Origin of the sequence: Bacillus daqingensis (assembly GCF_042654445.1) — a bacterium.
Classification (GTDB): Bacteria; Bacillota; Bacilli; order Bacillales; family Salisediminibacteriaceae; genus Alkalicoccus; species Alkalicoccus luteus.
Map to the genome: position 1 here is coordinate 1 of NZ_JBHSGK010000009.1, position 25,466 is coordinate 25,466.

Below are 25,466 nucleotides of genomic sequence, written 5' to 3' on the forward strand. Positions count from 1 at the left end.
TTCCTTGCCGATGTCTTTTTTCACGACCGCAAGGGCCTCTAAAAATTCTTTCTGGTTCTCTTCCTTTGTGAAATCCGTAAACGGTTCATGCTTATATGCTGTATACATAAAAATCACTCCTTCAAATAGAATAACTATTACTTAGCCAGTACTTTTTCAATGCGCTCCAGCGCCCAGTCAAGGTCTTCTTCTGAAATGATGAGCGGAGGTGCGAAACGAATGACATTTTCACGTGTTTCTTTGCAGAGCAGCCCTTCTGCCTTCAGCTCTTCACAGTAGGAGCGTGCCGGCACCGTCAGCTCGACACCGATAAAAAGGCCTCGTCCGCGGATTTCTTTGATTTTTTCGTTATCAATTTTAGCGAGACGCTCACGGAAGTAGCTGCCAAGTTTGCGGGAACGATCAGCAAGCTGCTCTTCCTCCAGTACGTTGAGTGCAGCAACGGCAACAGCTGCGCCGAGCGGATTGCCGCCAAACGTAGAGCCGTGCGAGCCTGGATCGAATACACCGAGCACATCTTCATCTGCAGCTACGCAGGAGATTGGAAACACGCCGCCGCCGAGTGCTTTCCCGAGAATGTACATATCCGGCTTTACTTCTTCCCAGTCACAAGCGAACGTCATACCCGTACGGCAAAGGCCGGTTTGGATTTCATCTGCGATAAAGAGAACGTTATGCTCGTTGCAGAGCTTCTGCGCTTCTTTCAGGAAGCCTTCCGGAGGCAGCACAACGCCGCCTTCACCTTGAATCGGCTCAACGAGAAACGCTGCTGTATTTGGCGTAATCGTCTGCTTCAGTGCTTCAATATCCCCGTAAGGAATGGTCTTGATACCTGGAAGCATTGGCCCAAAGCCCGTTGTATCATTTTTTTCCGCTGCAAGCGATACAGCCGTCATCGTACGTCCGTGGAAATTCCCGTGGCAGGCAATCACTTCTGCCTGGTTATCCGCGATTCCTTTGCGGCGGTAGCCCCAGCGCCGGGCCGCTTTGATCGCGGTTTCAACAGCTTCTGCACCTGTGTTCATCGGCAGCACAAGCTCTTTGCCGGTGAGCGCACTGACTTTATCATAAAAGAAACCGAGCTGATCGTTATGAAACGCACGGGATGTCAGGGTTACCTTTTCAGCCTGATCCTTCAGTGCCTGAATGATTTTCGGATGACGGTGCCCCTGGTTCAGTGCAGAATAAGCACTGAGCATGTCGATATAGCGGTTGCCTTCCGGATCTTCCACCCAGACTCCTTCTGCTTTCGATATAACGATTGGCAGCGGATGATAGTTCCGCGCCCCGTGTTTTTCCGTTTGCGTAATAACTTCCTTTGTGCTTACTGTTGTTGCCATGCTTATCACCCTTTCCATTGATCATCAGGCGTTCATCAACAAACAGAATGCCATCATGATGTTCCACCACTCTTTTAATGCAAAAAGGATGCCAACTTTCAAAGTGTTTCCTGAAAGGGGTTTCAACGTATAGCACGCAAAATTATTTTTCTTTCGCAGAAAATAACACGCCAACCATTTTTGCGTCAGCGCATCGTTTTCCGGATACCGAGCTTTTTCATGCGGTATTGCAGGCTCTGCCTGCTCAATCCAAGCGTTTCGGCCGTTTCCTGGATTTTGAACCGGTGCCGCTCCAGCTGCTCGAGCACGAACCGGCGCTCCGCTTCATGCAAATAGTCCTTCAGCGTGATGTTTTCCACTGCTGCAGGCTCCGGCACCACGGCTTCTCTGCGCCTTTTTTTCTGAAAGTGGAGTGGAAGATGGCGAACCTCAATGCGATCCTCTTCAGTCATCATATTCAGCGCGCCTTCAATGACATGCTCCAGCTCGCGTACGTTGCCGGGCCAGTGATAGCCGGTCAGCAGCTCATTTGTCTGCGTACTTACTCCCTGTACATCCATCTGAAAAAGATCATTGTATTTAGTGATGAAAAAATCCATGAGCACCGGCAGATCCTCCATTCGCTCTCTGAGCGGCGGAACAAACAGTGCTACGACGCTAAGGCGGTAGTAAAGGTCTTTACGAAGTCTGCCTTCAGTCACCGCATCAATCGGATCTTCGTTCATCGTTGCGATCAGGCGGACATCGACCTTTTTTTCCTCCTGTGCTCCAATCCGGCGCACCGATTTCTCCTGAATAACCCGCAGCAGCCTCGACTGCAGATCCGGACTTAACGAGTTCAGCTCATCCAGCAGAAGCGTGCCCCCCTCGGCCTGTTCGAATAATCCGGGCCGGTTCTCCGCTCCCGTAAAAGCTCCCTTTGTCGTCCCAAACAAAATCCCCTCAATCAGGCTTTCCGGAAGCGCCGCACAGTTCTGGCTGATAAACGGACCGGATGAGCGACTGCTGCCGTTATGAATACTTTGGGCGAACAGCTCTTTTCCCGTTCCGGTCTCACCGACAATCAGGACGGACGACGTCGTGCGGACGGCTCGTCGTGCATGATCAATCACTTCTTTCAACGCGGCACTTACGCCGATAATATCCTCAAAGCTGTAGCGCCTGCTTCCGTTTCGCATGTTCTCCTGCACGAGCCGCTCCAGCCGGGTGATATCCTTTGTCACCTCCAGCGCACCGATGATTGTTTCCCCGTCCCGCACGGGAAACGTATGGTTGATCGTTGTGATCTCGACTCCGCGCTTGTTCATGTACGTCTGCTTTTCGTTTCGTGCCTCTTTTCCCTCTGCCATCGCGCGGTGAAGCGTACTCCCGCCATCGTCGGTGAAGCGGAACACCTCCCGGATTGGCTGGCCGATCACTTCTTCCGGATCCATGTTTTCGATTTCGGACAGCTTGCGGTTATACATAATCGTTCTGCCGTCAGTATCAATTGCATGCACGCCGACATCAATTTCCTCCATCAGCTTTTCATACATTTTTAAGTTCCGCTCATACTCCTTCACCGGCACGCCCCCTCTACAGCAAATTTTTTTGTCATCATAGCAGGTAATTCAAGAAAAAGCAAAAAAACCTGTCGTATCTCCAATCGCCGAATTAACAAGTAAGCTTGATAAGAAGAAGATAAATGATGAAACAGCTGCCTTGAAAATAGCTCGTTCAAACAACGTACATCATCGGCGAAGGCTTACCCAAGGGCTTGTGCTCGACTACTATTGGCGAAAGAGCCTGTCGCCAACGTGGATTCTCGCACTGCGCTGATCCTTTTGGTGTCCTCGCCTTCGTTTCACAGCGTTCGAAATACTCCTCTTTCATGGTGCAGGTTGTCATTTCATGAGCGTCTCTGGTAACGTTCATTAACCGAGCTTATGTAATAAAGCAGACCTCCAATATAGTTTACAGCATCTCAAAAAAAAGAGCCGGTAGTCCATGTTGGACCTCCGGCTCTCTGTTCGTAAGCGGTGTTACTGCCTGTCTACAAAAGGCTGCGTTTCCTTACTTTTCAGCGTGCTCCTTTACCCGGAACCAGCCTGGTGTGTTTACGATCGCATTCCAGAGCGGCTCTGGTACGACCAGTTCTTCACGGTCATCCACCGACAGCTCGGTACGGATCTCATCCTCGCGCCCTTCTGCCACTTTTTCAACCCAGTACGGCTCTGCGACCAGCTCGCGCCCGATTGCCATGAGCGGAACGCCGCCTTCCATCGCTTTTTCCACGTCGTCCGGTGTATGCAGCGATCCGACGCCGACGACCGGGATGCGTTCACCTACTGCATCCTGAATCATCTGCACACGGGAGCGGGAGTCACTCTTGTCGCGCATCGATCCTCCGTGAAAATCCTGAACGGAAATGTGCAGGTAATCGAGCTTTTCACTGCTGAGACGCTCCACGAGCTGCATCGTATCTTCCATCGTAATCCCCGGATTCTCCATTTCCTCCGGTGAAATACGGTAGCCGATGATGAAGTCATCATCTGCTTTTTCAGCGGCCTTCATGACGCTCTCCACAACTGCCAGCGGGAATGCCATCCGCTTTTCGAGGGTGCCGCCCCACTTGTCTGAACGGCGGTTGGAATGCGGCGAGAAAAACTGTTGAATCAGGTACGTGTTGGCACCATGAATTTCGACTCCGTCAAAGCCAGCTTCGATCGCCCGGCGCGTCGCTTCACCGAACGCTTCTATTACTTCATCGATCTCTTCCGGCTTCAGTTCGCGAGGCGTGACAGCCCCCTCCCGTACCGGTGCTACGGCACTGGCACTGACTGGCTGGCCGTCCGGAAGAAGCTCTGGGGGCGCCATACGTCCGCCGTGGAAAATCTGCAGAATCGCTTTTGCCCCCTCGCCTTTAATTGTATCTGCCAGCTGCTTAAGGCTTGGCACCAGCTCGTCGCGCTCCACGCCAATCTCGCCCGGGAAGCCTTGTCCGCCCGGCGTGACGTTGGCACATGCCGTGATAACGGCACCGACTCCGCGGGAACGCTCCCGGTAATAGTCACGCTCAGCCTGCGTCGTTTCTCCGTTTTCTGCTGAAGAAAAGTTTGTCATTGGCGCAAGCATAATGCGGTTGCGCAGCTCTGCCCCATTTGCAAATGTATAAGGTTCCATAAATCGTCTCATGTTCATTTCCTCCTTTAAATCGTTCATGCCTTTCTTATTGTAAGCAGATCTGCAGCGAATGAGAAATGATCTGCTCATCCCTCTTGCAGATCAATGGTGAATGTGCGAAACTATAAATCGTAATAGTTTCGATTTATAATATAGATCAGGAGGAGATGACGATGCTCTCTGCGAGACAGGAATTTGCAAGACGGAGGTGGCTTGACTCGGTTCCGGAGCCGCTCAGAAGCGTTTACGAATACGTTTACCAGCGGGAGCTGCAGCTGGCTGATGCAGCTGAATCAGAGAGCGATCTGCTTGAGGCAGCCCGCCGCAATCCGCCCGTGCTAGAAGCGTCCGAAAAGTTCAATCTGGATCCGATGCATGTTTACACGCTCGTTCAAAAGCTTGATGCTGAATATATCGAAACCGCCCCTTCGATTGAAGAGGCGGTTCAGGTAATCGACTATACAGATGTCTATAAAAAATCCGGCGGAGCTCGCGAGCGGTATCTGCTGATTCAAAGTCAGAGATAAACCGTATCATCTTTTGACAATCGCTCCAGCTTTAAGCTGGAAAAACACGCTTCATACGAGGCACTTTTCCCTGGACAGCAGGCGTAAATCCCGGCCTCAAGCGGCTGCCCAGCGCTCTCCTCCAAATGGGCGATGCGAATTTGAAACCAGCTTTCGCCATCCTTTGAGGTGTCAATGAATACTTCATTTCCGACCCGGCTTATCCGGAAAAAAACCGGTTTATCCGGATCGGGCTCAGGTTGGGAAGACCAGTCTGAGTAGCCGTGCGTCGTGACGACAGCTCCAAGCTTGGACGGTCCTTTTTCCATGTATTCCACCGAAGCTTTGACCCATGTCTCTTCCGAATGCCGCAGGTAGATGCCCGCCTGATCGTACTGATGCTCAGCTCGTCCGCTGCAGCGGACCGTGAGACGAAAATCGCCCTTCATCCGCGTAAATAAAAATGGTCCATTGTCGTGACAAAATCCATAATGCGTCCGCTGCCAGTAGTCCGTCTCTGCAGCCGGCGCAATGCAAAGACCTTTTTCCCCTACATGCCACTCAGGCTCATTCCTCCAAGTGAAACCGTCCGGAAGCCCATTCTTAAACTCCGTTTCTGTCAGCAGCTCTGCCATCTCCATCCCGCCCCTTTCCAAACTGGTATGTACTCACCTTTACCCGCTTTAGGCCGGCTCAACCCACTGTTTTTAAGCTCAAATAAAGGGGAATAGCACGACGAAAGGATGTGGAGTGCATGAATCTGACAGATCGAATTATTATCGTAACCGGCGGGGCGAGGGGTATCGGCCGCGCAGTCGTCAGCCAGCTGCTTGACAAAGGAGCGATCGTTGCCGCCATAGCCCGTACGAGTGAATCGCTCGAAGCACTGCAGCGCGAGCTAAACAGCAGCCGCCTGCACACGTTCCAGGCAGACGTAAGTTCAGAAGAAGACGTGCTGCAGCTTTTTCAGAACGTTTCATCGACATGCGGACACCCGCATGCGCTTGTGAACAACGCCGGCGTCGGCATTTTTAAGCCGGTCGAAGAAATGACGGCCGATGACTGGGATCAGCAGCTGAATGTCAATACGCGCGGTGCATTTTTATGTGCGCGGGAAGCGTTCCGGATGATGAAGGAGAGCGGCGGCCAGATTGTAAACGTCGCCTCCAACCTTGGCTATGAAGTTCGGGAAAAAGCTTCTGCCTACTGCGCAAGCAAATGGGCGCTTGTCGGCTTTTCCAAAACGCTGAATCAGGAGGGCAGAGCCTACGATATCCGCGTATCGACCGTTTCCCCCGGACTCGTGCAAACCGATTTCGCCGGCGTCAGCGCATCGGAAAAAAGCAGCGGACTGCATCCGGACACAGTAGCCCGGACGATCGTGCAAACGCTGGAGCTTCCTGACGATACCGGTGAGATGGAAATCATCTTAAATCCGTAATCATTTCCCGGGAAATACCGATCGGGCAGCATGCGTAAGTGAAAGTGCCTCCCGGTCGGCAATCACCGTCACATTCGGGTGCCGCTGCAGAACCGTTGCCGGCACTTCTTCTGTTACAGGACCCTCGATCATATCGCGGACTGCCTCTGCCTTTTCGGCTCCGGACGCGAGCAGCAGAATTTCCTCTGCCTTCATGATCGTTCCGATCCCCATTGTGACCGCTTGACGCGGCACCTGTTCTTCTTTTTCAAAGAACCGCGCATTGGCTTCGATTGTTTCTTCCGTTAAATCCACCACTCGGCTTTTCCCATCAAACGGGCTGCCTGGCTCATTGAACCCGATATGTCCATTTGCGCCGATACCTAGAAGCTGCAGCTCAATGCCAAGCGATGTTACCAGCTTTTCGTAATCATCCGCCTCTTTTTCCGGCGAAGCTGCCTTTCCATCCGGCAAATATGCGTGTTCCATCGGGATGTCTACGTGCTTAAAAAAGTGTTCCTGCATATAGACGTGATAGCTGTTCGGATGCGTTGCTCCAAGGCCGATATATTCGTCGAGGTTTACCGTCGTCAGCTCCTTTAATGAATGACTGTGATGGTTGATCTGCTTTGTCAGCCGCTCATAAAATCTGATCGGCGTCCCTCCTGTTGCAAGCCCAAGCACCCGCATACCACTCTGCAGGCGCCGCCATACATATCCGGCGGCTGCTTCGCTCATATCTTCATAGTTTTTCATCTCGATGATATTCATTTGTCCTCACCTCCGTTATACACACAGACTCCCTTAATGTATGTTTTAGCTACGTCCCCATTCGGATCAAGCATTGTGAAATCAGCGTCTTTTCCAGTGGCAAGACTTCCTTTCCGGTCGGATACACCGAGCGCCTTCGCAGGCTGAAGCGAGGCCATCTGCACCGCTTCTTCAAATGAAGCACCGCTGAATTCACTCATATTGCGCACAGCTTCATGCATACGAAGGACGCTTCCGGCGAGCGTTCCATCTTCCAGGACAGCTTCGTTGCCGCGCACTGTGACTTCCTGGCCGCCAAGCTGATACGTGCCGTCTTCTTTTCCTTTCGCCCGCATGGCATCGGTGATCAGCAGCAGCCGCTCCGCACCAAGCTGCTGATACGTAAACGCACAGGCTTCCGGACTGACGTGCACGCCATCTGCGATCAGCTCTGCCCGGACGCTGCCGTTCATGAGCACTCCGCCGACAACACCCGGATCCCGGTGATGAAATCCTCTCATGCCGTTATAAAAATGAGTCGCATGCGACACACCGCGCGCCAGGGCTTCAGCGGTCTGGCTGCACGTTGCATCCGTGTGGCCCATCGAGACGATGACGCCATGCCCAACAAGTACCTCTGTTAATCCTTCCTCGTCAAGCTCAGGCGCCATCGTCACAAGCCGGATCGTACCGCCTGCCGCCTCCTGAAATTCTTCAAACAGCTTGATCGAAGGTGGCACGATAAAGGCTTCCGGCTGCGCTCCCTTTCTGGCCGCATGGATAAACGGTCCCTCCAAGTGAACACCAAGCAGTTCAGCTCCTTCTCCATCAGGCTGGAATGCGGCAGCAGCTGCAAGCGCCTGCTTCGTATCTGCTATGGACTGCGTCAGCGTCGTCGCCAAAAAAGAGGTTGTTCCTTCGGCCGGAAGCGCGCGTGCGATCGTATCCAGTGCTTCCTCTGTGCCATCCATGACGTCGGCTCCGGCGGCTCCATGAATATGAATATCGATAAAACCTGGAACGATCCGCAGCTCCTCAGCGTCAATCCGCTCTCCTTCATCCTCTTTCTGCGCAGGACGCAGTTCGGCGATAACACCTTTTTCCAGACGGAAGAGCGGATCCGGGATCACTCCCTGCTCCGTATAAGCATGTGCTCCTTTAAAGATCAGCGTCGTCATGTTTGTCCTCCTCTGCGCAGTTCGGGAATGCGCCTCTCCCAGCGTCTGATCAGCCTTTCGTTCCATTCATCAGCACCATCAATATTGCTGCTGAGCAGCACCGGTGCTTCTTCGCCCCAATCCAGCAGCAGACGAACCGTTTCAGCAGTGAAAGCATGCCCGGCCGTTGTCGCTGCCACCGTGGAAACCGGAGAAAAACGGACGTGAAGCCGCTCGTCCTGTAATGCGGCATCACCCGGCGGAACGTGCGTGTCGATCACGACATCAGCCGCTTCAAACAGGCGCATACCGGCGTCGCCCCGCGGTTCTGTTTCCGCGGACGCCTTGACAGAAGTGATACCGATCACCGGCACCCCCGCTGCTTTCGCTGCCCGCGCCGCTGCGAGTGGAGCAGGATTTCGTCCGGTAGTCGATACAACGATCATCACGTCTTCCGGACGCAGATCAAGCTGTTCCCTGAACACAGCCTCCCAGCCGTTCTTCCGTTCCGCCTCCATCGACCGAAGCGCCCCGTGCTGTGGAAGCAGCTCATCTATCCAGACCGGCCGGACCGGAACGAGTCCACCGGCTCGGAAAAACAACTCCTCTCCGATCATGTGGGAATGTCCGGCTCCAAAACAGTGCAGGATGCCGCCTTTTGCAATCGCTTCTGCAGCAAGCTGTGCTGCTTGATGAATAGCGCCCTCCTCCTGTTCAAGATCGTCCAGCAGCTCCCGTACTTTCTCCGTATAGGCGCGCAGCACCTTACTTCCCTCCCTGTGAACGCGGGAGATCAAGATGGAAACGGTAACGGTCTGCCCGGTAGCGGGAGCGGACAAGCTCAAGCGGGCGACCGTCTGCGGTGTACGTCTGCCGTTCCATGACGAGAACCGGTCCCCCGGCTTTCGCCTGAAGATGCATCGCCTCTGCTTCGCTAAGCACTGCGGCCTCCATCCACTGCTCTGCACGGCCGATCCGGATGCCGGCCCGTTCTTCCAGCCACGTATAGAGGGATCCAGAGGCAGCTTCTTCGGGCATCGGTCCTGAAAGTGCGGCCGACAGCCACGTTTCTTCAAGCGCCATCGGCACCTTATCCGCAAGTCGCAGCCGCTTCATATAATAAACAGGCTCATCCGGCTCCAGCCCGAGAAACGAAGCAGCCTCTGCCGGGCATCCCTGCTTTTCAAACGTTAATACCGTAGCCGAAGGCTCCATGCCGCGTGCGCGCATGTCTTCACTGAAGCTTGTCAGGCCACTGAGATGCTGCTCAATTTTTTCTTCGGCGACGAAGGTGCCTGTGCCTTTTTTACGATAGACGATCCCGTCATCTACGAGAGAAGCGATCGCTTGCCTGACCGTCATGCGGCTGATCGCAAACTGCTCCGACAGCTCCCGTTCAGATGGCATCATATCTCCCGGCTTGAGTTCTCCCTGGTCGATCCGCCGTCTCAGCTGCTCAGCCAGCTGATAATAAATCGGTATAGACGATTCCTTGTTCACCATAGCGTTCCCTCCTGAAGTCAATGTCTTTCTATATAGTGTAGCAAGTTTATGTATGGTTGTCTATACCACTATACATACAGGGCATTTATTTCCCTGCTCTTTCAACCATTTCGTTGGCTGAAGCCTGAAGTCCGGTAATCAGGCAGTCCTGTCTGATCCACTCGTGCAGCGTTTCCAGTTTAATCCGGCGGGCCTCGGACACTTCCTCACGCTGTAAATCAAGCCTCTCCAAAGAAAACGGGCGCTCCACGAACCAGATATCGTGCACGTAGCTGTCATGCCACGTTCGCTTCAGCTTGTCTAACTTGGATAGCTCCAGCTCCATTCCGATTTCCTCTTTCACTTCCCGGACAGCTGCTTCCCGGGACGATTCCCCTGAAAGCGCCGATCCGCCTGGTGTTTCCCACATTCCGGGGTGCGGCTTTTCAAGGGCCCGCCGGGTTATGAGCACATGATCCTGATCGACGATCCACGTGTGCACGACTAAGTGATAGTACCCTTCCGGCAATGGTTTGCCGCGCTGGATCGTCTGCCCCGTCTTCTTCCCTTCCTGGTCAAGCAAATCCCAGATCTCCATTTGATCCCGCTCCTTTTTCAGCCAATCATCAGGCGGCTCTCATGAAACGATCACCTTTCCATTATGATAACAAAACGGCGGGGCCACCGCAGCCCGCCGTTTTTTCCTTTTCTACCCGTCGACAATAACGTCTTCATTCCCTATTTTCGCAAACCTGCCGAATCCGCCCATCATGTTTTTCACGTCGGTGATGCCGTTCTTTTGCAAAATACTCGCCCCGATTGCTGACCGCAGGCCGGTTCCGCACTGCACGAGCACCGGTTTGTCTGTCGCCACTTCTTTTATCCGGTGCGGCAGTTCTCCAAGCATGATGTGCGTCGAGCCTTCGACATATCCATTTTTCCGTTCGGCTGCACCGCGCACATCCAGCACGTGCACGCTCCCACTTTCAATCCAGACCGATGCCTGTTCAGGTGTCAGCTGGTCAAACGACTGCGGCTTGCCAATCGTCATCGCGACGGATGGATTGGCCCACCCTTTCAGCTGATCGAGTCCGATCGAGCGAAGCGCCGTTTTCAGCTCGTCGACCTGGGATTCTTCAACGATCGCGTAAATCGGCTCATCGTAGTTCAACAGCCAGCCGGCCCAGTTCGTAAACGATTTGTTCAGCGGAAGGTTCATCACGCCCTCCATATGGGCAGCTGCAAACTGCTCCGGCGGCCGTGTATCAATCACTTGACCGGTTGAGACAGCTTCCTGGAGCAACTCCTTGCCCATCACTTCCGGATCGGTGAGATCCTTCAAAAATGCCGGGCCTGCTTTATTCACTTTCTTCATTTCTGCGAAATAGACCGGCGGTTCCGGCTGGTCTGCCACAAGATCCTGTTTAAACTGCTCCTTATCCGTATACTGCAGCGCCCAGTTGAAGCGCTTCTCATAGCCGACAGTCGAACTCGGCACGGAACCGAGTGACTTGCCGCAGGCGCTGCCTGCACCATGCCCGGGAAGCACCTGAGTAAAGTCCGGCAGCTGCTTAAATGTCTCAAGCGAATGAAACATATCCTCCGCGCCGGCCGCGGCCGAGTCCTTTTGCTTGGCCGCTTTTTCCAGCAAATCCGGCCGGCCGATGTCGCCGACGAACACAAAATCACCGGTGAAAATTCCGAGCGGCTCATCCGCTTCTGCTCCGCCATCTGTGACGAGAAAGGATATACTTTCCGGCGTATGTCCCGGTGTATGCAGGACATCAAACCGGATCTTTCCGAGCATAATCTGATCCTGGTCCTTCAGCAGCTGATGATCCAGCATATCTATGTTCTCGTATTTCCACTCGGATGGCCCCTCATCCGACACATACAGAACGGCTCCGGTACGGTCGGCAAGCTCGCGGGCCCCGCACAAATAATCGGCATGAATATGCGTCTCCATGACACCTGTGATCGTCATTCCGTGCTCCTCAGCGGCTTTAATATACGGCTGCACGTCCCGGGCAGGATCAATCACGACCGCCTCATTCGCCGCCTGGCAGCCTACAAGATAAGATGCCTGGGCAAGCTTGTCATCATAAAAATACTGCAATAGCATAAAACAGTCCCTCCTTGAATCATTTATATACCCACATAGGTACTATCACCTTTCTTCTCCACAATTAAACATGATTCATCTGATTCGTCTGGAAATAAAAAGGGTAATGTCTTACTACTACATGCTTAAAGGAGGCATTCACATGAGTAAGGACGGAATGGAAGACAAGACGAAAGGTAAGTTTGAGAAAGCAAAAGGAAAGACAAAGGAAAAAGTCGGCGAGTGGACGGACGACAAGGAAACGAAGCGCGAAGGTACGAAGGAAAAGGTAAAGGGCAGCGTTGAAGATAAAAAAGGCGATATTAAAAACAAAGACTAGCAATGTCTGTTTTGAAACAAATCTGCTCAATGGGCCGAAGCCGTCCACAAAGAGATGGACGGCTCTGCTCTGCCACTAAATTGACAGTACTGTCATATAAAAGGAGTCGGTTTTTCGATGAAAGCTGTACAGATTGAAACGTTTGGAAGTCCGGATGTACTTGCATACAAAGAGCTTGATACGCCTGTTCCAGGTGAACAGGAGGTCCTGATCGACGTAACGGCGATCGGCGTCAATTTCGCCGATACGATGAGACGTCAGGATGCCTATGTCGTTGACACGCCGCTGCCGTTTATCCCCGGTTCAGAAGTCGTTGGTACCGTGTCCGCAAAAGGAAGCGGCGTCTCCGACCAGGTTCAGGAAGGACAGCGCGTCGCTGCGCTGATCGGAGAAGGGGCATACGCAGAGCAGGTTACCGCGCATGAAAAGACGCTCATCCCTGTGCCGGAAAACCTGAGCGACGAAGAAGCGGCTGCTCTTCCGCTGCAAGGGCTGAGCGCCTACCACATTATCCATACGATGGGCCGGCTTGAAGCCGGAGAAACGATTCTTATTCATGCGGCGGCCGGCGGTGTCGGCACTCTCGCTGTCCAGCTCGCCAAGGAAGCCGGGGCTGGCACGATCATTGCGACTGCGAGCACAGAGAAAAAACGACAGACCGCGCTCGATCTTGGAGCGGATCACGCCGTTGATTATACGAAGGACAACTGGAAGGATGAGGTGCTCAAGCTGACCGGTGATGATGGCGTCGACGTGGCTCTTGAAATGGCCGGCGGTTCCATTTTTCACGATACGCTCGAAATTTTAGCTCCGTTTGGACGCCTCGTCTTCTTCGGTGCCGCGAGCGGAGAGCTGCCGGAATTCAGTCCGTTCAGTCTGCTCGAAAAAAATAAGTCCGTCATCGGCTTCTTTCTGCCGCAGATGATGGCAAGACCTAAAGCATTTCAGGAAAGCCTGGAAACGATCATGCGGCTCGCTGCCGAGGGCAAGCTGAAGCTGACGATCGGCGGCACGTATCCGCTGCGGGAGGCGGCTTCCCTTCACGAAGACATGGAAAACCGCCGCACGAGCGGAAAAATGATCCTGACGCCTTAACCAATCCGCAGACCGACAAAGACTACGACCGCGAGCGCGAGGCCCGCAGACAGCAGCAGTGCTACACTGTAACTGGATGCGGCTGCCCGCGCTCCTTTTTCGTCCAGCTGCTTCACAAGCCGGCGGCTGTAAAGACCGGTGCCGACAGCGGTCACGAGAATAATCAGTGCCCCGGCCTGCTCCATGACGAGCATGTAAAGCGGGAGCGTCTCCCGGTTCAGCTGTAAAATCATGTACACGCCCGTCATCAAAACAATTCCTGCTGCAGGCAGGACGCCAAGATTGACAAACCTTGTCATCCGGCGAATCTGCCGCTTCTCTGCTTCTGCTAGTTCCCCCTGCTGCACCATTCCTCTCAGCAGCCAGGCAAAGGCTGCAAAGGAGCCGATCCAGAGCGCAATCCCCCCAATGTGCAGGCTGTATGCTGCTTCATATACCATGTTCATTCATCCTTTCTGCTGATAACGTCCAACTCAGCGTACCAGGCGAATATGAACAGCAAATGAACAACTGTTATGCTTTCGGCAGCGTCACGGTCACTGTCGTTCCCTCTCCTACACTGCTGTCGGCAGAAACAGCGCCTCCATGCAGCTCCGTCAATGAACGGACAATCGAGAGACCGATCCCGGTGCCTGCTTTGCCGGAGCGGGAGCTGTCTGCTTTGTAAAAACGGTCCCACATCTGCTCCAGCGCTTCTTTTGTCATCCCGCTTCCTTCATCACGTATCGAAACGGAAACTGATTCCCGGTGCTCCGTGAACGTAAGCGTAATCGTACTGTTTTCCGGTGAAAATGCGGCAGCGTTGGCGAGCAGGTTGATCCAGACTTGGTCCAGCCGCTCTCGATCCCCCCAGACAACCGCTTCTGTTTCTCCTGTCAGCACCGTGCGGCGGCTTCCGAGTTCGGGCCGGGCTGTTTCCAGAACCCGCTCGAGAGCAGGTTTAAGTGCTACCGGTGCACAATCGAGCTCGATTCTTCCGCCTTCCAGCTTCGTGAGGTCAAGCAAGTCATGAACCAGCTTAATCAGCCGCTCCGTTTCTCCGCGCATGAGTCTATAGTAATAGAGGCGCCGTTCGTCCGGAATCGTACCGTCCTCCAGCGCCGTTAAAAACCCCTTGATCGACGTCAGCGGAGAACGGAGATCGTGGGTCACGTTGGCTAGAAACGCTTTTCGGAGCTGCTCCGTCTCGGCAAGCTCCTTCCCCATCTGGTTTAAAGAACGGCCGAGCCGGCTGATCTCAAGCGGTCCGCTCTCGTTTACCCGCATCGAAAAATCGCCGCCGCTTACAGCAGACGCCGCCCTGCTCATCTCACGAAGCGGATCTGCAAGGCGCCTGGATACAACCCAGACCATCCCTGCTGCAAGCATTAAAACACCGCCGATCGTGCCCGCAATCGCCGTGACTGCACGGATGTAATCATGCTCCAGACCGGTGAATACTGTGCGGATATAGCCCTCGTCAAATGACGACACGACTTCGTAATGCAGCTCGCCGCCGGTCCAGTAGCCTGAGGCCGTTTCGCTTCCGCTATCCAGCAGCTCTGCCTCGTAATCAGAGCCGCTGAGCACCGCGGACAGGCTTTCCTCTCGTTCATCTGAAGACCAGCCGTAGCGATCAGCCGTCTGCAGCTGGCTCTTCACTGCTTCCCGGATGTCAGCATGCCGCTGCTCAAAATCGTCGTACAGCGTGTAGTGAAACTGAATGATATAAGCGGCACCGAAGACGAGAAACGATCCGAGAATGACAGCAGCGTATGTCGAGAACAACTTTCGGAACAGCGACTGCTTTCTCATATTATTTCCTCAAGCCGGTAGCCCGCCTGCCGCACCGTGACGAGTTGAACGCCGCTCTCAACCGTATCAAGTCGTCTGCGGATGCGCTTTACATGTACGTCCACCGTCCGGGGATCACCGTCAAAGTCCCGTCCCCAGACGGCATCGAGCAGCTGCTCTCTCGTCAGCGTCTGTCCGGAGCACTGCATGAAAAAAGCAAGCAGCTCCAGCTCCCGCGGCGGAAACAGCAGTTTTTCTCCGGCAGCCGTCAGCTCCCGGTTTTGCATGTCCACCTGCAAGCGACCGCTTGAAAGCAGGCTCCCGGGCGAAAAAGGGTGAGCCCGCCGGAGAAGCGCGTGAATCCGTGCCATCAGTTCATTCGGATCGAATGGCTTTACGACATAGTCGTCGGCGCCAATGTCCAGTCCACGTACGATGTCGTCCGCCTCTCCTCTTCCGGTCAGCATCAGAATCGGCAGCAGCGGATTGTCTTTTCTCATTTCCCGGCACAGTTCCCAGCCGCTTCGCTCCGGCAGCATAATATCAAGCAGAACTAAGTCCGGCTCCTCGTCATAGTAAGCAGCGAGCCCGGCTTCCCCGTCCGCTGCCGTGATGAGTTCAAGCTTTGCTTTATCTGTATAGAGCGATACGAGCTCGCAAATGTGAGCATCGTCTTCCACCATCAGCAGTTTGTACACGTTCAGCACCTCCTGCCTGCAGTGTAGCAGATTTTTATGAACACCGGATGAACGGCCCGTATGATAAAATGGAAAGAAAGATACATGAGGAGGGATGCACGATGGCAGTAGAAGATTTAGCTTTGCTTGAAGAAGCGAATCAGCAGTTTCAAGGCTTTGGCCTCATCCGCAGCGCCAATCTGGCACAGACGAAAAAGGGCGATCCGTTTTACAATTTGTCTGTCTCAAAAGGAGCAAAGGAAATCCCCGTGAAAGTGTGGAGCGATCAGATCAACGGCCGCGAAGACGAAGTAAAGCAGGTGCTGCAAGAAGGAAAGATTATTTACATAGAAGGCGATACGTCCACCTACCAGGATCAGCTGCAGATGACGGCTCGCTCGTTCCGTCCGATGCAGGAAAACGAGGTCGACCTGAACGAATTTTTGGAAATGCCGCCGGAACCGATCGAATCGCTGCAGCAGGAGCTCGAGCAGGCGATCAACCAAATTGTCGACCCGCTGCTGCAGGAGATCGTCTCCAGCATCTACACTCGCTATAAAAAGCCGTTCAGCAGCTATCCGGCTGCAACGAGCAATCACCATTCCTTCGTCGGCGGTCTTTTGTATCACACCGTCTGCATGGTACGGCTCGGACTCGACATCGCCGGCCGCTATCCTGCGATTAATAAAGATTTTATTATCGGCGGCATCACGCTGCATGATGCGTCGAAGGTGATGGAATATACGAATCACATTGCCCCCCAGTACAGTGTACCCGGTGAATTTATCGGTCATATTTCCATGTCTTCCATGCTGGTCGACCGGGAAGTACAGCGTATCCTGAGCGAACGCGGCGACAATGCCAAGCTGACTAAGCTGGAGCAGGAAGCCGTGTACCAGCTGCAGCACTGCATCCTCAGCCATCACGGCAGGCTCGAGTGGGGCTCGCCGGTCGAACCGAAAACTCTTGAAGCGCACATCATCCACCTTGTTGATATGATCGACTCCCGCGTCAACATGGTCGAGCGTGGATTAAAGGACGCACCGGAAGGCGAATTCACAAAAGTGTTCCCGCTCGGCAAGCTGTACAAGCCGATGACGGATGAATAGACGGCGATGGAGTACTTCGTTTACGGCAAAAAACCCGGCACAGCGGCCGGGTTTTATCGTGCTGATTTACAGCAATTTGCTCAGGAAGGACTGGGTCCGCTCGTTCTGCGGATTATCGAAGATCTGCTCCGGCTTCCCTTCTTCCTGAATGACGCCTTTATCCATGAAGATCACGCGGTCGCCCATCTCGCGCGCGAAGCCCATTTCGTGCGTGACAACGACCATCGTCATCCCTTCCTTGGCAAGATCCTTCATAACGCCGAGTACGTCTCCGACAAGCTCAGGATCAAGCGCCGAGGTCGGCTCATCAAACAGCATCACCTTCGGGTTCATTGCAAGCGCTCGTGCGATCGCTACCCGCTGCTTCTGACCTCCTGATAGACTTCCCGGATACGCCTGTGCCTTGTCGGCCAGTCCTACTTTATCGAGAAGCTCCTTTGCCAGCTGATCGGCCTCGCCTTTTTCCTTGCCGCTCACTTTACGCGGGCCGAGCGTAACGTTTTCCATCACAGTCATGTGCGGAAACAGGTTGAAGTGCTGAAATACCATGCCGACCTGAGCGCGAAGCTTGTTAATATTTGTTTTCGGATCAGTGAGGCTTACGCCGTCGATGATAACTTCACCGCTCGTAATTTCTTCCAGCATGTTCATGCAGCGAAGAAACGTACTTTTTCCGGAGCCTGATGGCCCGATGACGCAGACCACCTCTCGCTCTTCGACTTGAGCATCGATGCCGGAAAGAACCTCGTTATCTCCGAAGCTTTTGTGCAGGTTTTTAACTGTGATCATTATACATCCAACCTCCGTTCAACGCGTCGCAGAATGACCATACTCGGAATCGTGATAATCAGGTACCCGAGACAGAGCATGATATACGGGACAAACGGATCCCCGGTCGTACTTACATACTGACGCATCAGATACGTCATTTCGCCGAGTGAAATAACCGCGAATATAGATGTATCCTTCAGACTGATGATGAACTGGTTGCCGAGCGGCGGAATCATCCGCTTGAACGCCTGCGGCCAGATGATATAGCGCATCGTCTGGGTGGATGTCATTCCCATGGAGCGGCCGGCTTCCATCTGTCCTTTGTCGATCGACTCAACACCACCGCGGACAATTTCCGCGATATACGCCCCGGCGTTCAAGGCGATAACGAGAATACCTGCCTGGATTGCCGTAAAGTTAATCCCGAGAAAATCGGAAAAACCGAAGTACAGGAAGAGCGCCTGTACGAGAATCGGCGTACCGCGGAATGCTTCTATGTAAACCGTGGCGATGCCGTAAACGACTTTGTTTTTGGAAAGCCGCATCAGTCCGATGAGACTTCCGATGATAAACCCGATAAATACCCCGACGAACGTGACGAGAAGCGTCAGCTGCATGCCGCGCCATAAAAACGGGAGCGTGTTCGTGTAGTGTGGACTCGAGAAAATTTCCTGTAAATTTTCAAGCATGTCCTTCAGACCTCCTCTACGAAATAAACCCGGTCCGACGAGTGATCAGACCGGGTCAACTGCCTGCAGTGTGTTACTCGTTGTTGTCTTCTTCGTTGTCTTCTGCTGGATCGTTTTCAACATCTTCGCCGTCGTTTACTTCTTCATCTGCAGTATCCGCGTCGTCCGCATCCTCTGCATCTTCCGGCTCCAGATTCATCGCATCTTCTGCTGTATCTGCAAGCTGGTCGAGGTTAGGCTCCTGACCGAACCACTCTTCATAAATTTCGGCATATGTGCCATCTTCCATCAGTGTTTCGAGCGCAGCATCTACGTCTTCACGCAGCTCGGAGCCTTCCGGGAAGGCAATGCCATACTGCTCACCAGTGAGCGTATCACCGACTGTTTCCATTTCGCCTACACCTTCTGTTTCAATGTAGTAGAGAACGTTTGGAAGGTCATAAATAGCGGCATCAACGCGACCTGCCTGCAGATCCTGGTAAGCGTTCACGATGTCTGGGAACGTGACCACTTCTGCATCCGTGTTTTCTTCCAGATAAGTCTGGCTCGTTGTAGCAGCACGCGTTGCGACACGCAGACCGTCGACGTCGTCGATGGACTGAATTTCTTCTTCACCCGGCTGCACTGCCAGAATCAGACCGGCACTGTAGTAAGGACGTGAGAATTCAAAGTTCTCGGCACGCTCTTCTGTGATCGTCATGCCGGCAATCCCGATGTCATAGCGTCCTGTTCCCATTCCGGAAACGATACCGTCGAATTCGACTACTTCCAGATCGATTTCGAAGCCAACTTCTTCGGCAATCGCATTGATCAGGTCAATATCGAAGCCTTCCATTTCCCCTGTCTCATCATTCAGAAATTCAAACGGAACGTAGTTGGAGTCTGTCGCCACCGTGTATGTAGGCATATCCCCATCTTCATTTCCCCCGCAGGCAGCAAGTGCTGTAACTGCTGCTGTACCTAAAACGATACCTGCCCATTTCTTTTTCATGTGTACTGATCCCCTCTCGTCCTAATGGTTTAATTAATTTGAAAATGATTACTGATAAAAAAGAGCGTATCATACAATTACATAATTATCAATATTCTGATAAAACATTTTTATGAATAAGCTGAAAAGTATGTCATATTTCCTTACATGATTTCAGCTCAAATTAAACAAGGAAAACGGCTGCTGTCAGCCGTTTTCTGCCGTTCTCTGTCATGCGTCACCTGACAAAAGCGTCAGCGTGTATACATTTTTAATCGAAAACGTTCTTAATTATGCACGAAGCTGAAACTGCTGCACTTTTTCCTGCAGATTTTCTGCAAGACGGGCGAGATCTGCGGAACTGGAAGCAATCTCTTCCATGGAGCTGAGAGACTGCTCGGTTGAAGCAGCTGTTTCTTCAATTCCGGCTGCCGACTGCTGCGACACAGAAGCAACTTCACTGATCGAACTGCGGATTTTTCCGCTTCCGGCTGTTACCTCGGCAAGCCGGCCGGTCAGCTCCTGCATCCGCTCAGCTGAAGCAGCCGCAGCCTGCTGAACCGTTTCAAACGCTTCGCCGGTCAGGCGTACCTGTTCCGCACCGGCTTCCGCTTTCTTAAAGCCGCTTTCAAGGCCGGCAGCGACAACCGCCGACTCCTGCTGAATCGCGTGAACGATGCTCGTAATTTCCGAGACGGACACCGACACCTGTTCCGCAAGTTTGCGCACTTCATCTGCTACAACGGCAAAACCGCGTCCATGTTCGCCTGCTCTCGCTGCTTCGATCGCAGCATTCAGCGCAAGCAGATTTGTCTGATCCGCCACACCTTGAATCATATCCACGAGCGACGTGATGTTTTTCGTTTTTTCATCCAGGCCGCGTACGTCGGCTACTGCAGAGCGCACCGCATCGTGAATGTCTTCCATCGACGTGAGGGACGAAACCATTCGTTCGCGTCCTACGGCTGCCGCTTCATCAGCCGCCTTCGTATTTTCAGAAGCCGCCTCTCCTGCAATCCGGCTTGCTTCAATCTGCTCCAAAAACGCCTCAATGCTTTCCGCAAGCGTACCGGCGCTGCCTGCCTGAAGCTCTGCACCGGACGCCAGCTCTTCCATCGTAGAAGCGACTTGTTCACTGCCATTTCGCATTTCATCCACGGATTGAAGCAGTTCCTCGCTGTTCTGCGTCACATCAGAGGAGGCATCTGCGACCCCTTGCAGGACATCTTGCAAGCTTTCCTGCATCGTGTTAGCGGATGTCATCAGCTCACCAAGCTCGTCCTTTCGGTTGACCTGAAGCGGCTCCCGCGTCAAATCCCCCGCAGCCACTGATTTCATATAATCCGACACCCGGCTTGCTGCTCCGCCGATCGAGCGCCCGAGAAAGATACCGAGACCTGCTGCAGCGATAACCGCAGCAACGGCCGCTGCAATCATTAACATACGGCTTTGCTCAAACAAAGACTGGTTTGCGGCATTGAGTTCCCCCGCAACTCCTTCATTAATCACGATCAAGGACTCCAGCGTTTCCTCCACCTGTGCAAACTCTGTTGCTGCCGTTTCTGTAAAGCGGGTAGCAGCCTCCACATTTCCATTTTGAATTTCCTCATTCATAAACTGTAATGCTGCTGAGAAATCCAGCCACTCTGATTCCAGCTGGCTCAGCGCTTCGGCTTCCTCTGACGTTAAATACGTTCCTGCATATGCTTCCAGGACACCATCTACATATTCCAGTTCACCAAGGGCCTCCTCTGCCCGCAGTGCTTCTCCTGTCAATAGGGATGTCAACATTTCACCCCTGGCCATTTCGGCATGCTGCACGATGTCGATCAGGTAGCTTAATGCCATCACGCGATCCTCATACATGGTTTCCCCGTTTTGATTCATCGAACTGAGGCTTGAGAGCGCCAGTCCTCCAATAACAAAAATAATGACAACAACGACCGAAAATGCGCCAAGCAGCTTTGCTTTCAGCGTCACGATCTTCTCCCCCTCTTCGTATGGTGGCAGAGGCCCTTGTCCTCCGGTTCTAATATCGGCACCGGAGCACTTAGTTGGAAGCTGAAGGCATAAAAAAAGGCACCTTTCGTAAGTCGAAAGGTACCTTAGTGACTTCTGGTCTTACGTTTTTTCCTGCTGCAAAAACTCCAGCATCAGTCGGTTGATGACGTCCGGCTGTTCATGATGAACCCAGTGGGTGGCATCGTCAATATAGATCAGCTCGCCCTTCGCGCAGTACTCAAGACTCACCTTCGCCGTCGTTTTGTGCAGAAACGGATCCCCCAGCCCCCAGAGAATCCGCACCGGCACCTGCACGAGATCGGGACGGATCTCTTTTCGCCAAATGGCACGATACCAGTTCAGCATGCCGGTCAAAGCACCGGGCTGCGCCCAGGCGGTTTTGTAGCGATCGAGATCGTCTTCGGTAAACGCTCCCGGGTTGGCTGCCATCGCGATGCCTTTTTTCATCTGCTCCAGATCATCCGTCTGCATCAGCTTTTCGGGAAGCTCCGGTATCTGGAAAAACGCCATGTATAAGCTTTTCAACAGCTGCGGCGGATATCGAAGCAGCGCCTTGCCCATCGCTCCGGGATACGGAATGTTAATCGCCGTCAGTTTTTTGACGAGCTTCGGCTTTGTCGCTGCCGCATACCACGCAACTGCGCCTCCCCAGTCGTGGCCGACCCAGTACGCCTCCTGATAGCCAAGCTGCTCGATCAAACCGGCAACATCGTCGCGGAGCAGATCAACAGTGTAAAGCGATGCACCATCGGGCTTGCTGCTTAAATTGTAGCCGCGCTGGTCTGGCACCGCGACCCGGTAGCCTGCCTCCGCAAGCGCTTCGATCTGATGGCGCCAGCCGTACCAGAACTCCGGGAAGCCGTGCAGCAAAACAACGAGTTCGCCGTCCTTCGGTCCGGCGAGTGCGGTGTGCAGGGTCACATGATTCGTATCAATAAATGTAAACTCTATATCAACTGCCATCATTCGTTCCTCCTCTGCTTATGGGGCCGCCGGCTGTTCACCGGTCCAGGCGGCAATTCGTTCCACCAGACCGAGCATAAGGAGACCATTTCCTTCAGCTGTCAGCGGATTTCCGAGCGGTGTTGTACGGCGGATCAGCTGTGCGTACATTTCTGCCTCTGAAATACGCCGTCCAAAGCCTTCTTCGGCCCAGTGAAGCAGCAGCACCATCGCACCGGCTACGTGCGGAGCTGCCATTGACGTTCCGCTCAACTCCGAGTAGCCGCCGTCGAGGTACGTGGAGAGAATGTTATGACCAGGGGCAACGAGATCAATTTCATCGTTCGTGTTTGTAAACTCCGTCAGCTCACCTTGAAAATTGACTGCGCCGACTTGAATGACTTCATTATAAGCGCCTGGATAAGCAAACTCGTCTGTATCCAGATTGCCATCGCCTTCATTGCCAGCTGCGACGACGACTGCGATCCGTTCTGACACGGCCCGCTTCACTGCCTCGTGCAGTTCCGGAAGATCTTCCGGTCCTCCAAGCGACATGCAGATCACACGCACTCGCTCTCCGTCAGTACCTTCCCAGTCTACTGCATAGTGGATCGCGTCAACGACCGACTGCATCGAACCGCCACCGTTTTGATCAAGTGCCTTTAAGCTGAGCAGCTTCGCTTCCGGAGCCACACCGACTACGCCGGACCCATTTTCAGCTGCTGCGATCGTACCTGCAACGTGCGTGCCGTGACCGTTATAGTCGTCATAGCTCTCCGGGTCTCCCCCGTCATCCTGCGAAAAGTTCCTTCCTCCCACGATCCGATCCTCTAAGTCCGGATGGTTTAGAGAAATGCCCGTATCAATGACAGCTGTAACGTGTCCGCTTCCTTTACCTGCTGTGTTCCAGAAAGCAGGGGCCTCTACCATTTCAATTCCGCGCGGTACGTCCGACATTGTTCGAAACCGTTTTTCCACCTTATATGGAATCAGCCTTACATCGCTCATGCAGGACACTCCTTTCCTGTTTCCACTCTCATTCCCTTCCATAAATTGTACAAACACACACTCCTGCGGGACATAGCTGCTTAAAACAGCGCCCTCATTTCGGGCAGCAGCCATTCTGCGAAAATGGGCGGATTGATTTTTTAGCAATTTACGTTATTATTATAGTAACGAACTATTTTTCAATAGGACCTGAGACGTGTTTTTCTTATCAAATTTGGAGGATGAGTGCTGTGAATCATGCTGCAACTAACGCCTACACGCCGCTGCAGAAGCTGATGACCCGTTTTCTTTATCTAAACTGGTCGGTCCACTTGATTCTGATGATCCTCAACATTTTTTCTGGAGACTGGATTTTGGCGAGTGCGCACGTGGTCAGCACGATCGTCGTTTTCCTGCTGCTGCCGCTTGTGCAAAAGGAGCAGTATAAGCAGATTGCGGTCACCCAGCTCGTTAACACAATTGTCCATATCACCATCGGCTCTTACCTCGTCGGTACAGCCGCCGGCCTTCATTTGTTTATATTAAATTTTCCTGTTCTGACCCTGATTTTTCTGCCGTTCGCCTGGCAGGTAGTCTTAAATACTGCTGCCGTTTCGTTTTTCTTTCTCATCTTTTTGATTGCCCCCGCTAATACCGGATATTTTCCGCCGAGTGTACTCCAGACCATTTTGACGATGAACGTATTTATGATATTTGCGATCTTTTTTATTTGCCTGCTGTTTTATAAGCGCATGCACGATCAAAAAAGCATGGAACTGGAAGCCGCCGAGCGGTTTGACCCCCTGACTGGCCTGTTCAACCGGCGTTGGATGTACGTACAGATGCAGGAAGCTCTGGACCAGGGGAAATCCGGCTATTTGGCGCTGCTTGATTTGGATGATTTTAAAAAAATCAATGGCGAGCTCGGTCAAACTGCTGGTGACCACGCCTTGGCTCAGGCGGCCGGAATTATTAAAGCGGAAATGACGGCAAACGCTATGGCAGCCAGGTGGGGCGGCGAAGAATTTTTACTTTATTTTCCTGATGGCGATAAATCAGAGGTCGAGCAGGCGGTACGCCGTATGGCACTCGCGATTAATGAGCTGCCAGAGCCGCAGGGCCTTTCCTTCACAGGCGGCCTGACCGAAGTCGATTCTTCCTTGGAGCAAACGCTGTCCAGAGCCGATCAGGCGCTCGTGGAAGGCAAGCAGTCTGCTAAAAATCAAGTAACGTTTCTGCCTGCTACGGGTGCGTCATGAGCGCAGTCATCGATTGTAATTTTTGCCTCCATCTAGTAATATGGACTCTGAATCTATTAAGAATAAAGGTGATCGAATGACGATGTCTGTTCAGGAAGCGGAAATATTTGAGGATTTGGACGGCTTAACCGCCGATTTGATGGAAAGTCTGCGGGAAAGCTCTCCATTTTTACATGAGGACGAAAACAGCTATGAGATGCACTACCGTCTATCTTATGGGCTAATGGAGACGATCCGGCGCCGGCTTGAAGGGAAAAACGGGGCCACACCGCTCGATAAACTGGACTATGATACACATAACCGCGCTGCAGAAGGCGGACTGGAAATTGAAGATATGACCGGTTACTTAAATCAGATGCGCATGGAACTGCTGAAACGGCTGCAGGGGAAAGCCGAGCACACGTCGATGAGCTGCTATCAGCTGATCAACAGCGTCGTCGAAGTGTTCGATGAAGTGATTAACACTACGACATCGAACTACAACAGCCGCTATCAGGAGCAGCTCGAGCAGATGCGAAAGGAAATGCTGGAGCTTTCTGCGCCAATTGTTCCTGTACGCGACCGCATTTCCGTGCTGCCGCTCATCGGCAATCTGACCCAGCGGCGCACGAGCAGCTTGCTCGAAAATACGCTCCCACGCCTGACCGAATCGAAAACACAGACGATCATCGTTGATTTTTCCGGCGCGTATGAAATCACCCAGGAGGTAGCCGACCATTTGTTTATGATTCTCGATTCGATGAAGCTCGTCGGACTGAAGGTTATCGTAAGCGGTATTCGCTCCGAAACAGCTCAGATGATCATTGAACAGAACATCAACCTCGCGGACTATCCAACATATCAAAGCGTGAAATCCGTCTTAAACGACATCGCCGGTCACGAGAACTGAGCTTATAAGCAGCCGGGATAAAAAA

General features: G+C 53.0%; 26 protein-coding genes and 1 pseudogene. 7 read left to right on the forward strand and 20 right to left on the reverse strand.

Features of this window, described 5'->3' with window-relative positions:
- Positions 1 to 137 precede the first annotated feature (137 nt).
- From ACFO4L_RS09270 to ACFO4L_RS09280, 3 genes are all read right to left on the reverse strand, one after another.
- Positions 138 to 1,340, reverse strand: a complete 1,203-nt coding sequence (locus ACFO4L_RS09270) for an ornithine--oxo-acid transaminase (protein ID WP_377909390.1) — start codon at positions 1,338 to 1,340, stop codon at positions 138 to 140.
- A gap of 185 nt (positions 1,341 to 1,525) precedes the next feature.
- Entirely contained in the window at positions 1,526 to 2,875 is a 1,350-nt protein-coding gene (locus ACFO4L_RS09275) for a sigma-54 interaction domain-containing protein (protein ID WP_377909448.1), read from the reverse strand.
- Between the two features lie 517 nt (positions 2,876 to 3,392).
- Positions 3,393 to 4,520 (reverse strand): NADH-dependent flavin oxidoreductase, encoded by a 1,128-nt coding sequence (locus tag ACFO4L_RS09280; protein ID WP_377909449.1) that lies wholly within the window; start codon positions 4,518 to 4,520, stop codon positions 3,393 to 3,395.
- A gap of 155 nt (positions 4,521 to 4,675) precedes the next feature.
- Here ACFO4L_RS09280 and ACFO4L_RS09285 point away from each other — a divergent pair, with 155 nt between their 5' ends.
- On the forward strand, positions 4,676 to 5,029 hold the full coding sequence (locus ACFO4L_RS09285; RefSeq protein WP_377909391.1) for a hypothetical protein: 354 nt from the start codon (positions 4,676 to 4,678) through the stop codon (positions 5,027 to 5,029).
- Here the strand turns inward: ACFO4L_RS09285 and ACFO4L_RS09290 are convergent.
- Positions 5,020 to 5,643 carry a DUF1349 domain-containing protein gene (locus ACFO4L_RS09290; protein ID WP_377909392.1) on the reverse strand — a complete coding sequence of 208 codons (624 nt, stop codon included), beginning with the start codon at positions 5,641 to 5,643 and terminating at the stop codon, positions 5,020 to 5,022. The two genes, ACFO4L_RS09285 and ACFO4L_RS09290, sit on opposite strands and share 10 nt — an antisense overlap.
- 119 nt (positions 5,644 to 5,762) lie before the next feature.
- Here ACFO4L_RS09290 and ACFO4L_RS09295 point away from each other — a divergent pair, with 119 nt between their 5' ends.
- Entirely contained in the window at positions 5,763 to 6,449 is a 687-nt protein-coding gene (locus ACFO4L_RS09295) for an SDR family oxidoreductase (protein WP_377909393.1), read from the forward strand.
- Here ACFO4L_RS09295 and nagB read toward each other — a convergent pair whose 3' ends face one another.
- The 6 genes from nagB to ACFO4L_RS09325 all read right to left on the reverse strand — a co-directional run bounded on the left by nagB (position 6,450) and on the right by ACFO4L_RS09325 (position 11,939).
- Positions 6,450 to 7,199, reverse strand: coding sequence for a glucosamine-6-phosphate deaminase (nagB, locus tag ACFO4L_RS09300; protein WP_377909394.1), 750 nt, complete (start codon positions 7,197 to 7,199; stop codon positions 6,450 to 6,452).
- Positions 7,196 to 8,356: an N-acetylglucosamine-6-phosphate deacetylase gene (nagA, locus tag ACFO4L_RS09305; RefSeq protein WP_377909395.1), complete on the reverse strand. Its 1,161-nt coding sequence runs from the start codon at positions 8,354 to 8,356 to the stop codon at positions 7,196 to 7,198. Before nagA ends, nagB begins: the two co-directional genes overlap by 4 nt.
- Positions 8,353 to 9,099 carry an SIS domain-containing protein gene (locus ACFO4L_RS09310; protein WP_377909396.1) on the reverse strand — a complete coding sequence of 249 codons (747 nt, stop codon included), beginning with the start codon at positions 9,097 to 9,099 and terminating at the stop codon, positions 8,353 to 8,355. Before ACFO4L_RS09310 ends, nagA begins: the two co-directional genes overlap by 4 nt.
- Position 9,100: 1 nt before the next feature.
- Entirely contained in the window at positions 9,101 to 9,838 is a 738-nt protein-coding gene (locus ACFO4L_RS09315) for a GntR family transcriptional regulator (protein WP_377909397.1), read from the reverse strand.
- A gap of 85 nt (positions 9,839 to 9,923) precedes the next feature.
- Positions 9,924 to 10,415, reverse strand: coding sequence for an NUDIX hydrolase (locus ACFO4L_RS09320; protein ID WP_377909398.1), 492 nt, complete (start codon positions 10,413 to 10,415; stop codon positions 9,924 to 9,926).
- Positions 10,416 to 10,526: 111 nt separating this feature from the next.
- Complete coding sequence (locus ACFO4L_RS09325; protein WP_377909399.1) at positions 10,527 to 11,939, reverse strand: MBL fold metallo-hydrolase; 1,413 nt, start codon at positions 11,937 to 11,939, stop codon at positions 10,527 to 10,529.
- A 142-nt stretch (positions 11,940 to 12,081) separates the two neighbouring features.
- Here ACFO4L_RS09325 and ACFO4L_RS09330 point away from each other — a divergent pair, with 142 nt between their 5' ends.
- Positions 12,082 to 12,258: a CsbD family protein gene (locus ACFO4L_RS09330; protein ID WP_168004398.1), complete on the forward strand. Its 177-nt coding sequence runs from the start codon at positions 12,082 to 12,084 to the stop codon at positions 12,256 to 12,258.
- A 117-nt stretch (positions 12,259 to 12,375) separates the two neighbouring features.
- Entirely contained in the window at positions 12,376 to 13,353 is a 978-nt protein-coding gene (locus tag ACFO4L_RS09335; RefSeq protein WP_377909400.1) for a quinone oxidoreductase family protein, read from the forward strand.
- Here ACFO4L_RS09335 and ACFO4L_RS09340 read toward each other — a convergent pair.
- The 3 genes from ACFO4L_RS09340 to ACFO4L_RS09350 form a co-directional block, all read right to left on the reverse strand.
- Positions 13,350 to 13,793, reverse strand: coding sequence for a hypothetical protein (locus ACFO4L_RS09340; protein WP_377909401.1), 444 nt, complete (start codon positions 13,791 to 13,793; stop codon positions 13,350 to 13,352). The two genes, ACFO4L_RS09335 and ACFO4L_RS09340, sit on opposite strands and share 4 nt — an antisense overlap.
- 73 nt (positions 13,794 to 13,866) lie before the next feature.
- Entirely contained in the window at positions 13,867 to 15,147 is a 1,281-nt protein-coding gene (locus ACFO4L_RS09345) for a sensor histidine kinase (RefSeq protein ID WP_377909402.1), read from the reverse strand.
- Positions 15,144 to 15,824: a response regulator transcription factor gene (locus ACFO4L_RS09350; protein WP_377909403.1), complete on the reverse strand. Its 681-nt coding sequence runs from the start codon at positions 15,822 to 15,824 to the stop codon at positions 15,144 to 15,146. Before ACFO4L_RS09350 ends, ACFO4L_RS09345 begins: the two co-directional genes overlap by 4 nt.
- Positions 15,825 to 15,925: 101 nt before the next feature.
- Between ACFO4L_RS09350 and ACFO4L_RS09355 the strand changes: the two genes are divergently transcribed.
- Positions 15,926 to 16,912, forward strand: a complete 987-nt coding sequence (locus ACFO4L_RS09355) for a 3'-5' exoribonuclease YhaM family protein (protein ID WP_377909404.1) — start codon at positions 15,926 to 15,928, stop codon at positions 16,910 to 16,912.
- 66 nt (positions 16,913 to 16,978) lie between these two features.
- Here ACFO4L_RS09355 and ACFO4L_RS09360 read toward each other — a convergent pair whose 3' ends face one another.
- The 7 genes and pseudogenes from ACFO4L_RS09360 to ACFO4L_RS09390 all read right to left on the reverse strand — a co-directional run bounded on the left by ACFO4L_RS09360 (position 16,979) and on the right by ACFO4L_RS09390 (position 23,314).
- Positions 16,979 to 17,701, reverse strand: coding sequence for an amino acid ABC transporter ATP-binding protein (locus ACFO4L_RS09360; protein WP_377909405.1), 723 nt, complete (start codon positions 17,699 to 17,701; stop codon positions 16,979 to 16,981).
- Positions 17,701 to 18,372 carry an amino acid ABC transporter permease gene (locus ACFO4L_RS09365; protein ID WP_377909406.1) on the reverse strand — a complete coding sequence of 224 codons (672 nt, stop codon included), beginning with the start codon at positions 18,370 to 18,372 and terminating at the stop codon, positions 17,701 to 17,703. Before ACFO4L_RS09365 ends, ACFO4L_RS09360 begins: the two co-directional genes overlap by 1 nt.
- A 73-nt stretch (positions 18,373 to 18,445) precedes the next feature.
- Positions 18,446 to 19,363, reverse strand: coding sequence for a transporter substrate-binding domain-containing protein (locus ACFO4L_RS09370; protein WP_377909407.1), 918 nt, complete (start codon positions 19,361 to 19,363; stop codon positions 18,446 to 18,448).
- Between the two features lie 270 nt (positions 19,364 to 19,633).
- Positions 19,634 to 20,605, reverse strand: a complete 972-nt coding sequence (locus ACFO4L_RS09375; RefSeq protein WP_377909450.1) for a methyl-accepting chemotaxis protein — start codon at positions 20,603 to 20,605, stop codon at positions 19,634 to 19,636.
- Positions 20,579 to 21,322, reverse strand: a pseudogene (locus tag ACFO4L_RS09380) (MCP four helix bundle domain-containing protein); the annotation flags it as partial. The pseudogene ACFO4L_RS09380 and the gene ACFO4L_RS09375, both read right to left, overlap by 27 nt.
- A 141-nt stretch (positions 21,323 to 21,463) precedes the next feature.
- Positions 21,464 to 22,327: an alpha/beta fold hydrolase gene (locus ACFO4L_RS09385; protein ID WP_377909408.1), complete on the reverse strand. Its 864-nt coding sequence runs from the start codon at positions 22,325 to 22,327 to the stop codon at positions 21,464 to 21,466.
- Between the two features lie 18 nt (positions 22,328 to 22,345).
- Complete coding sequence (locus tag ACFO4L_RS09390) at positions 22,346 to 23,314, reverse strand: S8 family peptidase (protein ID WP_377909409.1); 969 nt, start codon at positions 23,312 to 23,314, stop codon at positions 22,346 to 22,348.
- Between the two features lie 230 nt (positions 23,315 to 23,544).
- Here ACFO4L_RS09390 and ACFO4L_RS09395 point away from each other — a divergent pair, with 230 nt between their 5' ends.
- Both ACFO4L_RS09395 and ACFO4L_RS09400 read left to right on the forward strand, forming a co-directional pair.
- Positions 23,545 to 24,552: a GGDEF domain-containing protein gene (locus ACFO4L_RS09395; protein ID WP_377909410.1), complete on the forward strand. Its 1,008-nt coding sequence runs from the start codon at positions 23,545 to 23,547 to the stop codon at positions 24,550 to 24,552.
- Positions 24,553 to 24,634: 82 nt separating this feature from the next.
- On the forward strand, positions 24,635 to 25,441 hold the full coding sequence (locus ACFO4L_RS09400; RefSeq protein WP_377909411.1) for an STAS domain-containing protein: 807 nt from the start codon (positions 24,635 to 24,637) through the stop codon (positions 25,439 to 25,441).
- Positions 25,442 to 25,466: the final 25 nt, after the last annotated feature.